Source organism: Dietzia aurantiaca (assembly GCF_021033825.1).
GTDB lineage: Bacteria > Actinomycetota > Actinomycetes > Mycobacteriales > Mycobacteriaceae > Dietzia > Dietzia aurantiaca.
Map to the genome: position 1 here is coordinate 1 of NZ_JAIFXZ010000014.1, position 17,655 is coordinate 17,655.

Annotated in this window: 18 protein-coding genes and 1 pseudogene; 10 read left to right on the plus strand and 9 right to left on the minus strand. The window is 71.5% G+C overall.

Going from position 1 to position 17,655, the window contains the following annotated elements:
- The 4 genes and pseudogenes from K3888_RS17730 to K3888_RS13815 form a co-directional block, all read right to left on the minus strand.
- Positions 1–467, minus strand: a pseudogene (locus K3888_RS17730) (hypothetical protein); the annotation flags it as partial.
- 161 nt (positions 468–628) lie between these two features.
- Entirely contained in the window at positions 629–1,537 is a 909-nt protein-coding gene (locus tag K3888_RS13805) for a DUF5926 family protein (protein WP_230930856.1), read from the minus strand.
- Positions 1,530–2,405 carry a glycerophosphodiester phosphodiesterase family protein gene (locus tag K3888_RS13810; protein WP_230930857.1) on the minus strand — a complete coding sequence of 292 codons (876 nt, stop codon included), beginning with the start codon at positions 2,403–2,405 and terminating at the stop codon, positions 1,530–1,532. Before K3888_RS13810 ends, K3888_RS13805 begins: the two co-directional genes overlap by 8 nt.
- Before the next feature lie 3 nt (positions 2,406–2,408).
- Positions 2,409–3,254 carry a DUF4328 domain-containing protein gene (locus K3888_RS13815; RefSeq protein ID WP_230930858.1) on the minus strand — a complete coding sequence of 282 codons (846 nt, stop codon included), beginning with the start codon at positions 3,252–3,254 and terminating at the stop codon, positions 2,409–2,411.
- Between the two features lie 77 nt (positions 3,255–3,331).
- Here K3888_RS13815 and K3888_RS13820 point away from each other — a divergent pair, with 77 nt between their 5' ends.
- Together K3888_RS13820 and K3888_RS13825 are read left to right on the plus strand one after the other, a co-directional pair.
- Complete coding sequence (locus K3888_RS13820) at positions 3,332–3,718, plus strand: DUF488 domain-containing protein (RefSeq protein WP_230930859.1); 387 nt, start codon at positions 3,332–3,334, stop codon at positions 3,716–3,718.
- A gap of 204 nt (positions 3,719–3,922) precedes the next feature.
- On the plus strand, positions 3,923–4,126 hold the full coding sequence (locus K3888_RS13825; RefSeq protein ID WP_230930860.1) for a cold-shock protein: 204 nt from the start codon (positions 3,923–3,925) through the stop codon (positions 4,124–4,126).
- Positions 4,127–4,238: 112 nt separating this feature from the next.
- Here K3888_RS13825 and msrA read toward each other — a convergent pair whose 3' ends face one another.
- A complete protein-coding gene (msrA, locus tag K3888_RS13830; RefSeq protein ID WP_372459576.1) occupies positions 4,239–4,916 on the minus strand; it encodes a peptide-methionine (S)-S-oxide reductase MsrA in 678 nt (225 codons plus the stop codon).
- A 102-nt stretch (positions 4,917–5,018) separates the two neighbouring features.
- Here msrA and K3888_RS13835 point away from each other — a divergent pair, with 102 nt between their 5' ends.
- Positions 5,019–5,192 (plus strand): hypothetical protein, encoded by a 174-nt coding sequence (locus K3888_RS13835; RefSeq protein WP_230930861.1) that lies wholly within the window; start codon positions 5,019–5,021, stop codon positions 5,190–5,192.
- A 22-nt stretch (positions 5,193–5,214) separates the two neighbouring features.
- Here K3888_RS13835 and K3888_RS13840 read toward each other — a convergent pair whose 3' ends face one another.
- A complete protein-coding gene (locus K3888_RS13840) occupies positions 5,215–5,607 on the minus strand; it encodes an NUDIX hydrolase (RefSeq protein WP_230930862.1) in 393 nt (130 codons plus the stop codon).
- A gap of 253 nt (positions 5,608–5,860) precedes the next feature.
- On the opposite strand from K3888_RS13840, the gene K3888_RS13845 reads away from it, so the two are divergent.
- The 3 genes from K3888_RS13845 (at position 5,861) to K3888_RS13855 (ending at position 9,666) form a co-directional block, all read left to right on the plus strand.
- Positions 5,861–6,463 (plus strand): superoxide dismutase, encoded by a 603-nt coding sequence (locus K3888_RS13845; RefSeq protein WP_230930863.1) that lies wholly within the window; start codon positions 5,861–5,863, stop codon positions 6,461–6,463.
- Positions 6,464–6,709: 246 nt separating this feature from the next.
- On the plus strand, positions 6,710–8,803 hold the full coding sequence (locus K3888_RS13850; protein ID WP_230930864.1) for a neutral/alkaline non-lysosomal ceramidase N-terminal domain-containing protein: 2,094 nt from the start codon (positions 6,710–6,712) through the stop codon (positions 8,801–8,803).
- 95 nt (positions 8,804–8,898) lie between these two features.
- Entirely contained in the window at positions 8,899–9,666 is a 768-nt protein-coding gene (locus tag K3888_RS13855) for an SDR family NAD(P)-dependent oxidoreductase (RefSeq protein WP_230930865.1), read from the plus strand.
- Positions 9,667–9,921: 255 nt separating this feature from the next.
- Here K3888_RS13855 and K3888_RS13860 read toward each other — a convergent pair whose 3' ends face one another.
- Entirely contained in the window at positions 9,922–11,616 is a 1,695-nt protein-coding gene (locus K3888_RS13860; protein ID WP_230930866.1) for a TM0106 family RecB-like putative nuclease, read from the minus strand.
- A gap of 124 nt (positions 11,617–11,740) precedes the next feature.
- Between K3888_RS13860 and K3888_RS13865 the strand changes: the two genes are divergently transcribed.
- Together K3888_RS13865 and K3888_RS13870 are read left to right on the plus strand one after the other, a co-directional pair.
- A complete protein-coding gene (locus K3888_RS13865; RefSeq protein ID WP_230930867.1) occupies positions 11,741–12,583 on the plus strand; it encodes a DUF6474 family protein in 843 nt (280 codons plus the stop codon).
- Complete coding sequence (locus K3888_RS13870) at positions 12,580–13,194, plus strand: copper resistance CopC family protein (protein WP_230930868.1); 615 nt, start codon at positions 12,580–12,582, stop codon at positions 13,192–13,194. Before K3888_RS13865 ends, K3888_RS13870 begins: the two co-directional genes overlap by 4 nt.
- A 191-nt stretch (positions 13,195–13,385) precedes the next feature.
- On the opposite strand, the gene K3888_RS13875 is transcribed toward K3888_RS13870, so the two are convergent.
- On the minus strand, positions 13,386–14,951 hold the full coding sequence (locus K3888_RS13875) for a succinic semialdehyde dehydrogenase (RefSeq protein ID WP_230930869.1): 1,566 nt from the start codon (positions 14,949–14,951) through the stop codon (positions 13,386–13,388).
- Positions 14,952–15,076: 125 nt separating this feature from the next.
- On the opposite strand from K3888_RS13875, the gene K3888_RS13880 reads away from it, so the two are divergent.
- Together K3888_RS13880 and K3888_RS13885 are read left to right on the plus strand one after the other, a co-directional pair.
- Positions 15,077–15,871 (plus strand): MerR family transcriptional regulator, encoded by a 795-nt coding sequence (locus tag K3888_RS13880; protein ID WP_230930870.1) that lies wholly within the window; start codon positions 15,077–15,079, stop codon positions 15,869–15,871.
- Positions 15,872–15,943: 72 nt separating this feature from the next.
- Positions 15,944–16,831, plus strand: coding sequence for an oxidoreductase (locus tag K3888_RS13885; protein WP_230930871.1), 888 nt, complete (start codon positions 15,944–15,946; stop codon positions 16,829–16,831).
- Positions 16,832–16,888: 57 nt separating this feature from the next.
- On the opposite strand, the gene K3888_RS13890 is transcribed toward K3888_RS13885, so the two are convergent.
- The gene (locus tag K3888_RS13890; protein ID WP_230930872.1) at positions 16,889–17,653 is read right to left on the minus strand and encodes a hypothetical protein; all 765 of its coding nucleotides are present in this window, start codon (positions 17,651–17,653) and stop codon (positions 16,889–16,891) included.
- Positions 17,654–17,655: the final 2 nt, after the last annotated feature.

Genomic DNA, 17,655 nt, shown 5'->3' on the forward strand with positions numbered 1-17,655 from the left:
CCGCGCCGACGCACCGGTGCCGCCCGGCGCCGAACGGGATCCAGGTCCACCTGTTGACGATGTCCTCCTGCCGCGGCCCGACCGGAGGTCGGCGGGGCGGCACGCAACGGCAGCGTCGACAGGTCGTCGACCACCCGCTCCCCCACGCCCTCGCCGGCCGCGGCGTCCTGACGATCCGACGACGGCCCGTCGGGAACCGTCTCGCCCCGGGCCGGCGGGCCGCCGCCGGTAGCTGCCCGCGCCTGCGCACCGATCGTGATCCGGTTCGGCGGCGACTGCTCCTCCCGCTCCCCCGTGCCGGCTCGCTCGGCATCGGTCTGCCCGGGCCCCGCGGCCGACCGGGCCGGGGGCTCCGGGGGCGCGACCGAGGCGTCGGCGGCCGGACCGGAACGCAGCCACGGCGGAACGGTCACTTCCGGGAGGACGGGGGCGTTGTCGTCGTCGTCCGACCCTGGTCGACCAGCCACGTCCTCGCCCTCCCCGCCCGACTCGTCCCACGCCGGGTGACGCGGTGATCCGTGAGGATCCTAAGCGGCGACGCGCCCCGCCGGGGGCCGCATATACGAGCGGACCGCGCCGACACGATGGTCGGCGCGGCCCGGGGCCGGCCCGTGGGGCCGGCGGGATGTCAGCGGAGAGTGACCTGCCGAGCCCGGAGGCCGTCGCGCGAGGAGCGCTCCTCGGACGTGAGCGGGGCCTCGTTCGCCAGCGCCTCGCCCAGACGCGCGTCGAGAGCCTTCAGCCCGTCGGCCCACTCCTGGTGGTGCATCTCCGGATCCAGGTCGAACACCGGGACCAGCAGGCCGTGGGTGCGGAACGAGCCCGCGAAGCGCGAGCCCTCCCCCAGGTCGAGGGCGCCCGCGGAGTGCACGCGGGCGAGGGCCTCGAACAGCGCCTCCTCGTCCTCCGGGCGCACCCAGCGGATGTGGGCCTTCTCGCCGGCGTCGACCCACCACGCCGCCTCGATACCCTCGGCCGACACGCGCGCCGACGGCATCATGACCTCGTTGGCGTTGCGGATCGCCTGCTCGATCTCCGGGCGCACCTCGACGCCCTCGGCGACCCACCAGGAGAAGTCGTTGTGGACCTCGATCTCCAGCGGGGCGTCGGCGACCACGACGTCCCCCAGGGCCGGGGTGGAGCCGTCCGGATGCGCGGCGCTCAGGGTCTCGCCGTGGCCGGCGCGCGTGGCCCACTCCACGGCGTACGCGAGGTCCGCGGCGACATCGGGGCCGTGGACCTGCACCTGCAGTCCGACGAACGCCTCGCCACCCAGTTCCTCGTCGCGGACCAGGCCCGCGATGGCGCCGGGCAGGACCGTCGCGATGGTGACATCGCGGCCGTCCGCGACCGTGGTCAGGCGCCCGGTGGCCGACGGCACGAACTCGCGCATGGCGACCATGTCGCACTCGCCGGCGAAGCCGACGAACGGACGCGGATCGACGCTCAGTTCCTCCCGCTCGGCCGCGCGTGCGGCGATCTTGGCCTGGCGATTGCCGCCGGACTTGGGCTCGTTATGGCGATTCCTTCTACCCACGGCCACCACGATACGGTGCGCCACCGCTTCCCGCGCCCCCGGACCTCGGAGTTCTCCGTCCGGCCCGCCCGGGCCCGTCCAGCACGGCGAGCGCCCGCGACGGCACGTTGGTGCCCACCCAGTCCACGCCGAGATCCCGGCACAGCAGCAGGTCGGCCGGGTCGTCGACGGTCCAGCAGTAGGTACCCATCCCGCGCGAGCGCCAGTAATCGACCAACCACGGCCGCGCCCGGATCGCCGCGATGCTCGGCCCCATCAGCTGGGCCCCGAACCCCTCGGCGGGCCACGACTTGAGCACGTTGCGGCGCTCGCGCAGCTGCACCGTCGGCACCGCGGGCGCGAGCTGCCGGAACCGTCGCACCGCCATCACGGAGAAGCTCATCATCACGGCCCGCGAGTCGGAGAAGGAGGCGGGCCGGTCCAGGCCGAAGTACGCGAGCTCGTCGCGCAGCGCGACCTCGACCCTCCCGCCGGAGGGCACCGGGTGCTTGGTCTCGACGAACAGCCTGACGTTCGGGTACGCCTCGGCCAGCACGAGGAAGCTGCGGAGCGTCAACACGGGCTCGGGCGAGGAGTGGACGGGGTGCCACGACCCCACGTCGAGGCCGGAGAGCTGTTCGAGGGTGCTGGAGTGCACCCACAAATCGCGGTCACCGACGCGGGTGGTCCGCGGATCGTGCAGCAGCACGGGGACGCCGTCGGCGGTGAGTCGGACGTCCACCTCGAGCGCCTCGGCGCCCTGTTCGAGCGCCTGCTGGTAGGCGATCAGGGTGAGTTCGGGGAACTCGGCGGAGGCGCCACGGTGGGCGACGACCCCGCTGCGCGTGGGCACCGGGGACGGCAGGTGGGTGGCCTCGTGGACCGTCACGTCTCACTCCTTCCGGGATGCGGACTCCGGCTCCACGATCCCCGCCGCGATGAACCGGCGGGTGAACCGAGGGGAAGGGTCGTTGAAACTCCGCATGACACCCCGTGTCTCGCGGAACGCCCAGGCGGCGGTGAGCGCCGCGACCACGGTGAGCAGGACGGTGTCCGCGGCGGCCTGGGGCCCGTCACCGGTGCTCCTCCAGTAGGCCACCGCGACGGCCCCGACGTTGACCGCCCAGGCCGCCCACCAGCGGCGCAGTGCGGATCGGGACGGGGCGCGCGGGGACGCCCGGCGCAGTTCCTCCAGGTAGACGGGGAGGCGGAAGAAGTTGACGACGACGACGAGGCTGCCCGCCCATACGCCGATCCGCGACCGGGGGTCCGTACCGGGCTCGTACGCCCGTCGGCGTGCCTCGACGAGCCAGGCCGTGGCCGTGACGGCCGCGCTGACGGCGATCGCGATCGCGACGGTGCCGGTCACCCACACCAGGGCGGTGGTGACCGCCTCGATCCACCAGGGCGCCACCCGGTCGGCGTACCAGGCCAGGGCGAGGTAGCGCAGGCCGTGCGCGACGGCGGTGGCGACGAACCAGGCGATGGCCGCGCCCGCGATGCCGGGGGCCGCGTCGGCCATCCGGGTCCGTCTCGCGGCGGCGGGCGGCTCGAGCTGCCTGGGGATCGCGACCAGCGGGAGTCCCCAGCGCGGGGTGGCCGGGTAGTGGGGCGTCCGCTGCCCCCACGCCGGCCCGGCGCGGTGCCGGGGGATCGGCGGGCGGGCCACCTGAGTCGGGGGGCGCCACGGCGGGTGCGCGACCCAGCGCCACTGCCCCTGCCGTCGCGGTGTGGTCATGCGCCCCATGCTGGCACAGCGCGGGCTGGCGCCGTCGACGCTGGCCCCGAGGCAGGTAGGAGGCGCAGGATGGACACATGGCCGTGACGTGCATCCGAGTCCACGACCTCGTCTCGGGCGAGGCCGATCCCGGCGGCGCGAGCGTGGTGCTCGTGGACCGCCTGTGGCCGCGGGGCGTGCGCAAGGACGCCTTCGCCCACGACGAGTGGTGCAAGGACGCCGCCCCGAGTCCGGAGCTGCGCACGGAGTTCCACGGCGGGGACCTCGATTTCGCGGAGTTCTCCGAGCGCTACCGGGCCGAGCTCGACAGCGGCGAGGGTGCGGAGGCCGTCGACCACCTGGCCGGGCTGGCCGCCGATCCCGGGGTCGTGCTGGCATATGCCGCCAAGGACACCGAGCACAACCACGCGCTGGTCCTCGCCGAGGTGGTGCGGGCGGCCGCCCGCGGAGGCCGACACCACTAGTTCATGTACGCGTCATCACGAAGACGTGACGTAGCGCCTCTTGGTATGTAGTGTCATTGCCAGTAGTTGAAACAGTACGTTGTATTTCTGTAGACCACCGTCCTCTCGGGGATGATGCGGCACCGCAGGGAAACACAGCTCGCTCTCTGCTGCATCACCTGGTGTCCCGACAAGCGGGGCACCGACTCTCGAAAGGACGCCACTATGGCTACCGGTACCGTGAAGTGGTTCAACGCTGACAAGGGCTTCGGCTTCATCGCCCCCGACGACGGCTCGGCCGACGTCTTCGCCCACTTCTCCGCCATCCAGGGCTCGGGCTACCGCTCGCTCGAGGAGAACCAGCAGGTCTCCTTCGACGTCGCGCAGGGCGCCAAGGGCCTGCAGGCGGAGAACATCACCGTCATCTGATCCGAGCATCCGGCCCCGTGACCTCACGGTGAGCTGAACTCGCAGGATCCGACAGAAGGGCCCCGCCCGGGAATTCTCCCGGCGGGGCCCTTCTGCATCCCTCCGGCCGCGATCAGGCCGGGCAGGCGACCCCGCTGCGCACGTGGCAGTCGTAGCCGCCGGGGTTCTTGACCAGGTACTGCTGGTGGTAGTCCTCGGCGAAGAAGTACCGCCCCGACCTGACCTCGTCCAGCATGCCGAGCTCGGTGGTCACCGACCCGAAGCCGGCATCGGCGAGCTTCTCGCCGTAGGCGTCGGCGATCCGGCGGGCCGCCTCGAGCTGTGCCGGGGTCGAGGTCAGGACCGCGGAGCGGTACTGCGTGCCCATGTCGTTACCCTGACGCATCCCCTGGGTGGGATCGTGCCATTCGAAGAACGTCGCCAGCAGCTTCTCGACCGACAGCACCCGGGGATCGAACACCACCCGGACGACCTCCGTATGGCCGGTCCCGCCGGTGCAGACCTCCTGATACGAGGGGTTGGGGGTCCAGCCGCCGGCGTACCCCACCGAGGTGGTCCAGACGCCGTCGAGTTCCCAGAGCACCTTCTCCGCACCCCAGAAGCAGCCCAGCCCGAGCACGATCGATTCGTGCCCGTCCGGGAACGGAGGGGTCATGGGATTGCCGGTGACGATGTTCGCCGGCGCGACCGGGACCGGCTCATGCCGGCCCGGCAACGCCGATTCGGCGTCGATGACCTCGGTCGCCGTACGCATCGCGGAAAGTCGGATCGCATCCTGTAGCCAGCCCATGTCGCCAGGGTAACCCTGTTCCGCGATCGTGACCCGGATGAGATGTGACGAGTGCCATAGTTCGCGTTAGGCTGACGCAAGTACGAGCGAGGGGGTCCCGACGTGTCAGGTTCCAAACCCGTCGCGCAGCAACTGCGCGACATCCTCGACGGCGAACAGAACCAGCCGTTCGAGGGTTCGGGATGCAGCGACCACGTCCGGCGCCGCAACCTGCGGATGACCGTGACGGCCGCCCTCGTCCTCCTGGTCCTCCTCGTCGCGCTCCTCGCCGTCTGACCACGGCCGGCAGACACGGCGGTTACGTGAGGTGGTCGCGGGCCACGCGGACCAGCAGCGGAGCCCACGGCGCACAGTCCGACTCGTCGCGCGCGGCGATCTCCGCCATCTGACCGGTCGTCACCCACCTCGCCTCGGCGATCTCGGCCTTGGGTCGCTGATGTCCGTCGACCCCTGCCGCGAAGACCTCCGACACCAGCCGGAAACCGGGTTCGTTGGCGGTGGCCGTGGTGAACCGGCCGAGCGGCGTGAGCTGCCCGGGTGACAGCCTCACCCCCAGCTCCTCGTCGAGCTCGCGGATCGCGCACTCGAGCGGAGATTCGTCGCGCTCCCATTTCCCACCGGGGAGCATGAAGCGGTCGGTGCCCGCTTTGCGCACCGTCACCACCGCGCCGTCGGGTCGGGTCAGCACCACCGCTGAAACGGTGATGACACGGCCGGCTGACCTATCCGAGTGATTCACGCCCCCGATCATGGCAGTTCGTCCCGCATCCGCGAACCCGCACACCGACGGGCCGGGGCGCCGCCCGGCGGAGGGAGCCGGAAACCGCGGGGACGGGGCCGACGCGACGGCTGCCGGATCACTATGGTGGGTAGCGGACGTCGTGACGGGCGACACGGGCGAGACCCGAGCGCAGCGCGTCACCCAATTGAAAGGACACTCCACTATGGCCGAGTACGTTCTTCCCGATCTCGACTACGACTACGGCGCTCTCGAGCCCCACATCTCGGGCGAGATCATGGAGCTCCACCACTCCAAGCACCACGCCACCTACGTCAAGGGCGCCAACGACGCCCTCGAGCAGCTCGCCGAGGCCCGCGAGGACGGCACCATCGCCGCCAAGGCCCCGCTGCTGAGCAAGAACCTGGCCTTCCACCTGGGCGGCCACACCAACCACTCGGTGTTCTGGAAGAACATGTCGCCGAACGGCGGCGGCCAGCCCGAGGGTGAGCTCGCCGCTGCGATCGACGCCGAGTTCGGCTCGTTCGACAAGTTCCAGACCCACTTCAACGCCGTGGCCACCACGCTGCAGGGTTCGGGCTGGTCCGTCCTGGGCTGGGACCACATCGGGCAGCGGCTGGTCATCCAGCAGCTCACCGACCAGCAGGGCAACATCTCCGTCAACATCACCCCGCTGCTCATGCTGGACATGTGGGAGCACGCCTTCTACCTCCAGTACAAGAACGTCAAGCCGGACTACGTCAAGGCCTGGTGGAACGTCATCAACTGGGAGGACGTCGCCCAGCGCTACGCCGCTGCCAAGGGCTGACACCGCTCGCCTGACCCGGGCGGCGACGCCCCGCGCACGATCGAGCACCCCGGAGGCCGGGGTAGGACATGCTCCTACCCCGGCCTCCGGCCGTGTGGAAGGCAAGCCCTGACAGGGGGCTGCAGGCCAGTCGACCTGCAGAGAGAACCGCCGGACGAGCGTCCGATTGGGTACCGTCGCCCTGAACGACGTGACCTCGATCGCCGGACCCGGGTCACCTGCCGCCCACGCACCCGGGGAGCCCCGATGACCGCCGACCAGACCCACGGCAGCCCGAGCACCGCCGACCCGATACCCGCACGCCCGGGCGCGGTCAGCCGCCGCACAGTACTCGGCGGGGCGGCAGCGCTCGGCGGGGTCGCAGCCCTGCAATCCGTCCTGCCACCCCTGGCGAACGCTCAGCCCACCGCTATGTACGTCGGCCGCGGTATCGGCGACATGACCGGAGAGCCACTGGGTGCCGGCTTCAACGGGTACGCGGACACCGAGCAGATCTCGGTCGGCCTGCATCTGCGGCAGCGCGCGCGGGCATTCGTCTTCGCGGACTCGTCGTCGTCACCCCGGTTCCTCCACGTCACGGCGGAGATCGGGCTTGTCTTCCAGTCCATCCAACAGGAGGTCCTGCGCCGCCTGGCGGCCGAGTTCGGCAGCACCTACCACGAGGGCAACGTGGTCATCACGGCCACGCACACCCACGTCGCGCCCGGCGGCACCTCCGGCCACCCGATGGTCGACCTGTCGATGCTGGGCTTCCGCCCGGTCACCTTCGAGGCCAACTGCGCCGGCATCGTCGACGCGGTCCGCATGGCGCACCACGACCTCGCCCCGTCGACCGTCGGGGTGAGCACCGGCGCCCTGCACGACGCCGGCGTCAACCGCTCGCGTGGCTCGTTCGACCGCGACACCGACGAGGAGCGCGCACACTTCCCCGAGGGCATCGACCCGCGCTCCCAGTCTCTCCAGATCACCCGCGGCGGCCGGCTCGTCGGCGTGCTCAACTGGTTCGCCACCCACGCCACCTCCATGACCTCGCACTCGTTGCTCGCGTCCTCCGACAACAAGGGCTACGCCGCCTGGCACTGGGAGCGGGAGGTCGCCGGGCAGGACTACCTCGCCGGCGGCACCCCCGGCCTGATCACCGCGTTCGCCCAGACCAACCCCGGCGACATCAGCCCCAACCTCGACCTCCAGCCAGGTAAGGGGCCGACCGCCGACGAGTGGCTCAACACCCGTATCAACGGCGAGCGGCAGTACGCCGCGGCGCGGGACCAGATCGGCCGCGGCGTGCGCGGACTCGGCGGCGGCATCGACGTGCGGCACACGTGGGTCGACATGTCCTCGGTGGAGGTGCGCCCCGAGTTCACCGGTGACGGCCGCACACACCGGACCGCCGTCGCGGCGCTGGGCGCATCGTTCGCCTCCGGCAGCCAGGAGGACGGCGGCGGTGGCGACGAACTGCCCTTCGCCGAGGGTGATCGCGGCGGCAACCCCGCGATCAAGTCCATCACCGATGTGGTGATCCCGGCCTGGCTCCGCGAGGCGCACGCCCCCAAGGACGTCCTGCTCCCCATGGGGCTGGTCCCGAACGCCATCCAGCGCGTCTTCCCGTTCCACCTGGTGCGGCTCGGCGGGCACCATCTGTTCGCCCTCGGGTTCGAACCCACCATCGTGGCCGGGCTGCGGCTGCGGCGGACACTCGCCGCGGAACTGCGCGTGCCCGAGGATCACGTCACCGTGCAGGGCTACTCCAACGCCTACGGTCACTACGTCACCACTCCCGAGGAGTACGCCGCACAGAACTACGAGGGCGGCGCGACCATCTTCGGCCCGTGGACCCTGCCGGCGATCCAGCAGGTCGCCGCCGACCTGGCCCGCTCCATGCGCGCGGGCACGCCGCTCGACCCCGGCTCCCCGGAGCGTGACCTCACCGGCCGGGTCCCCACCTCGCCGCTCGGCAACCCGCTCGTGGACACCCCGGCCCCGCTGCGGAACTTCGGCGACGTGCTCGATCCGCCGCAGACCGAGTACCGGATCGGCCAGCGGGTGACGGTCCGGTTCAGCGGCACCCATCCCAATTCCGACCTGCGCCGCGGCGACACCTACCTCGCTGTCGAGCGCAACGACGGCGGCCGCTGGGTGCGGGTCCACGACGACGGCGACTGGTCCACGATGATCGTGTTCGAGGGCCTGCTCACCGTCACGAACGCCCTGATCACCTGGGATATCCCGCAGGGCACCCCGGGCGGCGAATACCGGATCGTCTACACCGCCTCCGGCCGTGGAATCGACGGCCGCCTCTTCCCCGTGCGGGGGGAGAGCCAGGCCTTCCACGTCCGCTGACGGCGGTTCTGGGACACTGGTGGGCGTAATCACTTGCACTGCCTAGTAATTGCACTTCCCCAGTGCTTGACCCCCCCAAGGAAAGGACATCGCCCGTGGACATCAAGGGTGCATCCGTCATCGTCACCGGCGCCGCCTCCGGTCTGGGCAACGCCACCGCGCGGTCGTTCGCCGAGAAGGGCGCCACCGTCTTCGGCCTGGACCTGCAGCAGTCCATCGACAAGGCCGTCGAGCAGGGCATCGACGAGGGCATCACCCTCATCGCCGCCGACGTCACTAGCGAGTCCGACGTCCAGGCCGCGATCGCCCGCGCCACCGAGGCCGCCCCGCTGCGCGTCGTGGTCAACTGCGCCGGCATCGCCCCGGCCGCCCGCATCGTCTCCAAGCGCGGCGTGCACGCCCTCGACCTGTTCCAGACCTGCATCTCGGTGAACCTCGTGGGCACCTTCAACGTCATGCGTCTGGCCGCCGAGGCCATGTCCACCCAGGACACGGTCGACGAGGACGGCCAGCGCGGCGTCATCATCAACACCGCCTCCGTCGCTGCCTACGAGGGCCAGGTCGGCCAGATCGCCTACGCCGCCTCGAAGGGTGGCGTCTACTCGATGGGCATCTGTGCCGCGCGTGACCTCGCCCAGTTCGGCATCCGCGTCAACACCATCGCCCCGGGCACCATCGAGACCCCGATGCTCAAGGGCCTGACCGAGGAGTTCCAGAAGTCGCTGGAGGCCGCGATCCCGTTCCCGTCGCGCCTGGGCCGTCCGTCGGACTACGCGCAGCTGGCCAACGCGATCGTCGAGCACGACTACCTCAACGGCGAGAGCTTCCGCATGGACGGCGCCCTGCGCATGGCCCCGCGCTAAGCAGCATGGCCCCGCGATAAGCGTCGCTCGCAGGCCCCCCGCGGCCGCGTGGCGCGCCGCCGCCTCGGGTTGCACGACGTGTCACCGCAGTTGCACGACAGAATGCGCGAATTCCAGCCGGGATCTCGCGCATTCTGTCTTGCAGCCCGAGGGCGATGTCGTGCAACCCGCGGCGCGGTCCGGGCGGTGGCTGACGCGGCGGGCCAAGCGACAGCGGACAGCGGCAGCGGGCAGCGGGCAGCGGGCAGCGGCGGATCACGGCATCCGCGAAATCCACTCCCGCACCGCCCGCGTGGCCCGCACGTCGTCCTCGTTGTAGGCCAGGATCCGGGCCCGGCCCGAGTCGCGCTCGACACCCCGCGCAGCCTGTGCGTCGCGGTACCAGCCGATGGAGGCCTCGCCGCCGGCCTCGGGGTCGCGCCACGTGAACCCGGCGACCGGCGCCACGACCTTGAGGCCGAGCCCCGAGGTGGAGACGAACTGGCCGGTCACCGCCTCGTGCACGTCGACCCACTGCGGGGAGGACAGGAACCGCCGCACCTCGGCGACCGACGGCACCCCCTTGACGACGGCCCGCGTGCCCTCCGGCCCGAACCTCGACGCCGTCGACAGCATCCAGCCGTTCTCCGCCGACTTGGAGTAGCAGTAGGCCCGGAACGTACGCCCCTGCCCGGCCGCCCGGTCCCGGATCGCGGTGAGCCAGCGCCAGAATTCGGCGAAGGACCGGCCCTCGTCCGGATCGGGCAGGCGGGCCCATGTGGCGAACGGGCGGTACCCCTCCTCCTCGAGCGGCCGCCCGTCGCGCAGCGTCAGCAGCGTGCCCCACAGGTAGGCGCCGTCGTCGAGGTGGCTCTCGAGATCCACGTCGACCTCGATGTCGGCGCGCGGGATGGACGGCCGGGCGACCTTGGGCACCACTACCTCGCCGTCCCGGTGCGCCCGCGCGCGCAACACGGCGTCCGCGAACGGCTCGCCGTTCCAGTCGGCCGGCCGGTCGGGACCGGCGTCCGCGAGCTCGGCCACGGTGCGGATCCCCACCGCGTGGAGGGGGCCGACCTGTCCGCCCCCGACGACGAGGCTGACGTCATCCGCCACGACCAGCCGGTCGCGACAGCCCGTCACCGGCCCGTCCCGGCCCGCCCATCCCTCCCACCAGGGGCAGGTGCGACATTCGCCGATCCGGCTCGGGACGGTGTCCAGCTCGCCGCGCACGACCGCCAGCCGCGTGTCATGCGCGCGTCCCGCCGACTCGAGGACCGGCCGCAGGTCGTGCACCACCGACCGGGACGACCCCAGCCCGAGCACCGCCCCCACCGGCTCCGCCGCGGCGTGGCCGACCGCCTCCAGCAGGTGCCAGGCGTGGACCAGCCGGTCCAGGTCCCCGGGGTGCCGCCGCACCCGCAGGGTCGGATCCGGTGCCGGATGCCAGTCCAGGAGCCGGGTGACCAGCGCCCGCGAGGAGCTCCCGCCGCGTCGCGGGTCGACCACCTTGTGATTGACCACCAGCACCGGGGCGTACCCGCCCCCGGGCACCGCCGCCAACGCACAGCGCATGCCCTCCCGACCGGTGACCGGATCAGCGGGCAGGGCGGCACCCCACACCAATGTCGCCCCGTCGGTGAGCGCGTGCAGGGTCGCGGCGACGTCGTCGTCGTCGGGCTGATCCCCCGGCAGGTCCGTCCAGTGGTCCCCCACCACATCCACCACATACGCGTCCGAGGCCTGGTCGCCCGGACCCGCTCCGCGCAGCGCCCGCTCCCGCAGACCCGCGCGGCGATCCGCGGCCGCCATCGCACGCAGCCGCACGCCCTCGTCCACCGGCGCCCACCGCCACCAGCCCGGGCCCGCGTCCCGCTCCCGCGCCACGCGGTGCAGACAGCGGGCCCCGGACGCCGGCCCCACCACCGCATCGTCGGGGGACCCTGGCGTGGCGTTCGCGGCATCCTCCATCACGGTCCATCATGGACCAGACAGAGCCGAACTCCCGCTTCCGGGCGACCGTCCGGTCCTGCGGCACCGGCAGTTCGCCTAGGCTGGTGGCCTGATGTTCGCGACGAGAGAAGGATCGACGCCCATGGGCAAGCTGACGACCTACCGCGACAAGCGTGCCGAGCTGAAGGCCCACGCCCGGGCCCTGAAGTCCACCGCGATGACCGAGGCGAAGCTCGCCGCCAAGGAGACCCGCGAGAAGGCCCGGGAGGCCCACCGCGTCGACCTGGCCGAGACCAAGGAGCGGGCCAAGCTCGCCCGGCGCAACGCGGACCGCAAGGCCCGGCGCGAGGAGAAGCGCGCCAAGAAGATGGACAAGCTGTCCCAGAAGTCCTCCAAGCTGGACCGTAAGGCCGAGAAGGCGCTGGCCAAGCAGGAGCGCGCCACCCTCAAGCGCGAGGGGAAGGTGCTGGCCAAGGACCGCAAGCTGGCAGAGAAGATCGACGCCGCCGGCCGCAAGCACGAGTACCAGCTCGCCGAGATGGAGCTGAAGAAGCTCGACGGCACCAAGATCGGCAAGGAGGACCTGCAGCGTTGGCTGGGCCTGGCAAAGATCGCCACCCCGGTCCTGCTGCCGATGATCTACAAGCTCGTCTCCAACGCGCAGTCCTCCGACTCGGGCTCGACCGCCGGCGCCGTGGACCTCAAGTCGGCCGGCATCAACGCCACCGGCCCGGGTGCGGCGCTCGGTGTGCGCATCGTGCGGCTCGAGCAGACCCTCGACCAGCTCGAGGTGACGCGCGGCGGCGAGCGGGAGGTCACCGACTTCGTCGCGTCCACCCGCACCCGGCTCCGGGATCTGCGTGCCGCCGTCGAGGCCGCCGAGACCACGCCCACCTCACAGCGTCGCGAGGTGCACTCCTCGATCTCCGGGGAGCTCGACCGGATCAACAAGGACGTGTTCGCGCGTCTCGGGGTGAAGCCGTGAGCGGATTCCGTAGGAGGCTCGGGGCCGTCGCGGCGGCCACGGCCCTGCTCGGAGGGGCGAGCGTCCCGGCCGTGATGATGGCGCCGGTGGCGGCGGCTCACTCGGTGCTGCTCTCCGTCGATCCGGAGGACGGTAGCGAGGTCGCCGACTCACCCGAGCAGATCGTGTTGACCTTCAACGAGGAGATCAACCAGAACTTCGTGACCGTCGCCGTGACGTCCGCGGAGGACACCACCAATCGGGTGTCCGGCGAGCCGACCGTCGCGGGCGAGACCGTGACCGCGCAGGTCGAGGACCTGGCGCCGGGCAACTACACCGTCGGCTACCGCGTGACGTCGGCCGACGGGCACGTCGTGAGCGGGTCCTCGGTTTTCAGCGTGATCGACTCGGGCACCGGCGAGGGTGCCGACTCCACGGGCGCCGCCGGGAGCGAGGCGCAGCCCGGGAGCGGCGGTGACCGGAGCGCGGAGACCGAGGCCGGAGAGGCCGAGGTCGACGCAGCCGAGGAGTCGGCGTCCGACGAGGGCGTCAACCCGGTGATCTGGGTGGTCGCCGGCCTGGCGGTCGTGCTGATCGGCGGAGCGTTCTTCCTCCTGCGCCGCGGCGACTGAGGCCGTCCGGCCAACGTTGTGGCTGCGTGGCTGCGTGGCTGCGGCTGCAGAACCTGAATAGAGCAGAGGGGCAGCGCAACCGGCGATGGTTACGCTGCCCCTCTGGCTTGCGCTGCCTCAATGGTCCATTTCGGGCGCGTAACCCCTGCAAAAGGGTGCATTCTCCCAGCGCAAGTCAGCAAGCCCTCAGGTCACCGGGTCGGCAGGAACCGCATCGCGTTGGTGGCCGGCGCGAGCATCTGCTGCCAGCGCTTGCGCGGCACGAAGCCCGGCCCGCTCATGTTGATCAGACGCTGGGTGGCGATGGTCTGCGCCTCGGTGTATTTGAGCAGGCCCTCGTCGCCGTGGCGGCGGCCGACGCCCGAGACGCCCATGCCGCCCATCGGACCCGCGACGGAGCCCCAGCCGGCGACGTACCCCTCACCGACGTTGACGGTGCCGGTCCGCAGCCGGGCGGCGATCTGCTCGCCCTCGGCATCCGAGCCGGCGAACACCGACGAGTTGAGTCCGTACTCGGTGTCGTTGGCCTTGGCGATCGCTTCCTCGACCGAGTCGACCGGGTAGATCGACACGACCGGCCCGAAGGTCTCCTCCTCGTAGCAGGTGGCGTCCTCGGGGACATCGGTGAGCAGCGTCGGCTCGTAGAACAGCGGCCCCAGATCCGGGCGGGGACGCCCACCGGCCAGCAGGCGGGCGCCCTTGGCCACGGCGTCGTCGACGTGCGTGGTCACCACATCGAGCTGGTCCCGGGAGATGAGACTGCCCATCTCGGCCTCGAAGTCGTAGCCGGGCCCGACGCTCATCGCGCGCACCCGCGCGGTGAGCGTCTCGATGAGCTGCGGCGCGATCGACTTCTCCACGTACACGCGCTCGACCGAGATGCACAGCTGCCCGGAGTTCGAGTAGAACGCCCGGGTGGCAACTTCGGCCACCTCGTCGAGGTCCGCGCCGGCGGTGACGATCATGGCGTTCTTGCCGCCGAGTTCGGCGGAGTAACCAATCAGCCTCTCGCCGCACTGACGCCCGAGCACTCGGCCGGTCGCGGTGGAACCGGTGAACATCAGGTAGTCCACGTTCTCCACGATCGCGCCGCCGACGGTCCCGCCCGATCCGGGCACGACCTGGAACAGGTCCCGGGGCAGGCCGGCCCGGTAGAACATGTCGGCCGCGGCGAGCGCACAGAACGGGGTGATGGACGCGGGCTTGATCACCACGGCGTTGCCGGCGGCCAGCGCGGCCAGGGCGTCGGTGGCGGCGAGGTTGAGCGGGTAGTTCCACGGCGCGATCACGCCCACGACGCCCTTGGGCTGGCGGTGCACGACGGCCTTGGTCAGGCCCGGCAGCATGCCCTGGACGCGCTTGGGCGCGAGCAGGCCGGGTGCGACCTTGGCGTAGTGACGCGCGGTGATGAGGCAGTCGAGCACCTCCTCCTGCGCGGAGGCGCGGCTCTTCCCGGTCTCGGCCTGGACGATGTTCATCAGCTCGTCGCGGTTCCGCATGACCAGCTTGGCGAACCGCTCGAGGACGGCGACGCGGTCCTTGGGGTCGCGTTCTGCCCACGCCACCTGCGCGGCGCGGGCCCGCTCGACGGCGGCCACCACGTCATCGGCCGTGCCGGCGGGGATCTCGGCGAGCGGGTCGCCGGTGAAGACCTCGTTGATCGCCGAGACGGGGCGGCTCGTGGGGTCGGTACGGAATTCGGGGATCGCGACAAGGTCGAGAAGACGGTCGTACACGCGGGTGGTGGGTCGGCTCATGCGCACGAGGCTACCGGCGAGTAGCAACGGATGCGTGTCCGAGGTCACGTGGGCGCGCCGCTTGCGGCCTTGACCCTGACGTCGCGTCAGGCCCGAACCTCGTTGATGTGAGAGATGCTGGAGGAATGACGACTGGCGAGGGCCTCACCGTGGGCGCGGTCGCCGAGCTCGTAGGCGTGAGCGTCCGGACCCTGCACCACTGGGACCGGATCGGGTTGGCACCGGCGAGCGGGCGGACGTGGTCGGACTACCGGGTGTATGACGACGACGACGTCGCCCGCATCCACCGCGTACTCGTCTACCGGGAGCTCGGATTCGCACTGGCTGAGATCGGCGAGCTCCTCGACGATCCCGCGGTGGACGAACACGCCCATCTGGTCCGCCAGCGCGAGTTGCTCCTCGGGCAGATCTCTCACCTGCAGGAGATGGTCTCCGCAGTAGACCGCCTGAAGGAGGCGATCACCATGAACGCTCCGTTGACCCCCGAGGACCGGGCCGAGATCTTCGGCACGGACTGGAACGAGGAGTATCAGGACGAGGCTGCCGAGCGGTGGGGGAACACCCCGCAGTGGGAGCAGTCGCAGCGGCGTGCCGACGGCATGTCCAAGCAGGACTGGCAGCGCATCAAGAATGAGGGCGAACAGTTGAACGCCGACCTGGCCGCGGCAAAGCGGGCCGGTGTGGCCGTCGATTCGCCGGAGGCGGCGGCCATGGCCGAGCGGCATCGGGCTTCGATCGCGCAGTTCTACGACTGCACGCACTCGATGCAGGTGTGCCTGGCCCGGATGTACACGCAGGACGCGCGGTTCACGGAGACGTACGACAAGGTCGAGCCCGGCCTGGCCGTATGGCTGCGTGAGCTCATCGAGGCCAATGCCCGCGCGCACGGCGTCGACCCGGAGACGGCGACCTGGGAGTAAGGCGGGCGGGTTCGGGAGCTCGGCGGCGGTTGGCACCACATCGGTCGGCGTCGCGTCCGTACGCTGGCTCGCATGAGCCGATGGACCACCGCCGAGATCCCCGACCAGACCGGGCGCACGGTCGTCATCACGGGCGCCAACTCGGGCCTGGGCCTGCAGGCCACGGAGGCGCTCACCGCCGCCGGCGCCCGGGTCATCATGGCCTGCCGGGACACCGCCCGCGCCGAGTCGGCACGCGCCGGGCTCGCGCAGCCGGAGCGGGCCGAGGTCGCCCAGCTCGATCTGGCCGACCTCGACTCGGTCCGTGCCGCCGGTGAGCTGCTGGCCGCGCGCGAGCCCGACGTCCTGATCAACAACGCCGGCGTCATGAACATCCCGCTGGCCCGCACCCCGCAGGGCCACGAGATGCAGTTCGGCGTCAACGTGCTCGGGCACTTCGCGCTCACCCGGAAGCTGGCCCCGGCCCTGTCCGACCGGGTGGTATGGCTGGGCTCGGCCATGCACCGCTTCGGTTCGATCGATCTGGACGACCTGGACTGGACCCGCCGCCGCTACATCCCGATGGCCGCGTACGCCGCCTCCAAGCTCGCGTGCGTGATGCTCGCCTACGAGCAGCAGCGCCGGCTCGACGCACAGGGGTCACACCTCAAGGCGGTGGCCGCCCATCCCGGCTATTCGGCCACCAACCTGCAGTACCACAGCGGCAGCGGCATCCAGGACCTGTTCATGCGGGCAGCCGAGAAGATCCCGTTCCTGGTCCAACCCGCTGAGCGGGGCGCCCTCCCCGAGCTCTACGCCGCGACCGTTCGCGACGTGCCGGGCGGCGCCTACATCGGCCCCGACGGGCCGGGCGAGCTCACCGGTTATCCGAAGATCGTCGGCTCCACGCGCACGTCCCGCGACGAGGCCGTGGCCGCCGCACTGTGGGACCGCTGCGAGGAGATGACCACACAGGCCTGACGGCACTCCGCGCCGAGGCGCCCGCCCGGGTCGCTGACGGAGGGCCGCCGCGCGGGATCACCCCTCGGCAGCGCCGTTCGCCTCGGCGGCCGCCGCGGCTGCCTCGGCCTCCACGCGGCGGCGCTCGTTGTCCGCGTGGGGATCCGACTCGGCGGCGATCTGCACCGCATCGATGCTCCCGGTCAGCGGACCGGGCAGTTCCGCCCCGGCGGCGTTGGCCGCGTCCTCGATCATGGTGCCGCCCTCGGCGGAGCCCTCGACGACCCCGTGCCAGAAGTTCAGCTCGCCCTCGTTCAGCTCCCCGCGCTCCTGGCGCGCGCCCATCTCCGCGGTGACGATGCCGGCGACCTGCACGCTGAGCACCGGGAAGACGTACTCGGGGATGACCACCGAGCCGAGCCCGATGGTGCCCGAACCGAGCGAGCCGACCGCGTTGACATAGGTCGATCCCGGAACGAGGCCCGAGGAGGCCACCGAGGCCACCGCGGACCCGCCCGCGGAACCGACCGCCTCGAGCGGGGCCACCGAGCCCAGCGTCTGGCCGACCGACAGCGCCGTGCCGACGAGCTCGCCGCTACCGGCCGCCTCCAGCCCCGCGGAGCCGAGGGCCGGGCCGCCCACGACGATCTCGTCGGGAACCTGCTCGATCAGCGTGTCGACGCTGCCCTCGCCCGAGCCCTGGCCGATCTGCTCGACCGACAGCGCGCCCGCCTCGGTGTCGGCATGGGCGATGGCCGGAACGCCGACGATCGTCAGCGTCATGGCCGCGAACGCTGCGCCGAGGCGCTTGACTCGGGTTCCGACGACACGGTTCAGGGACATCG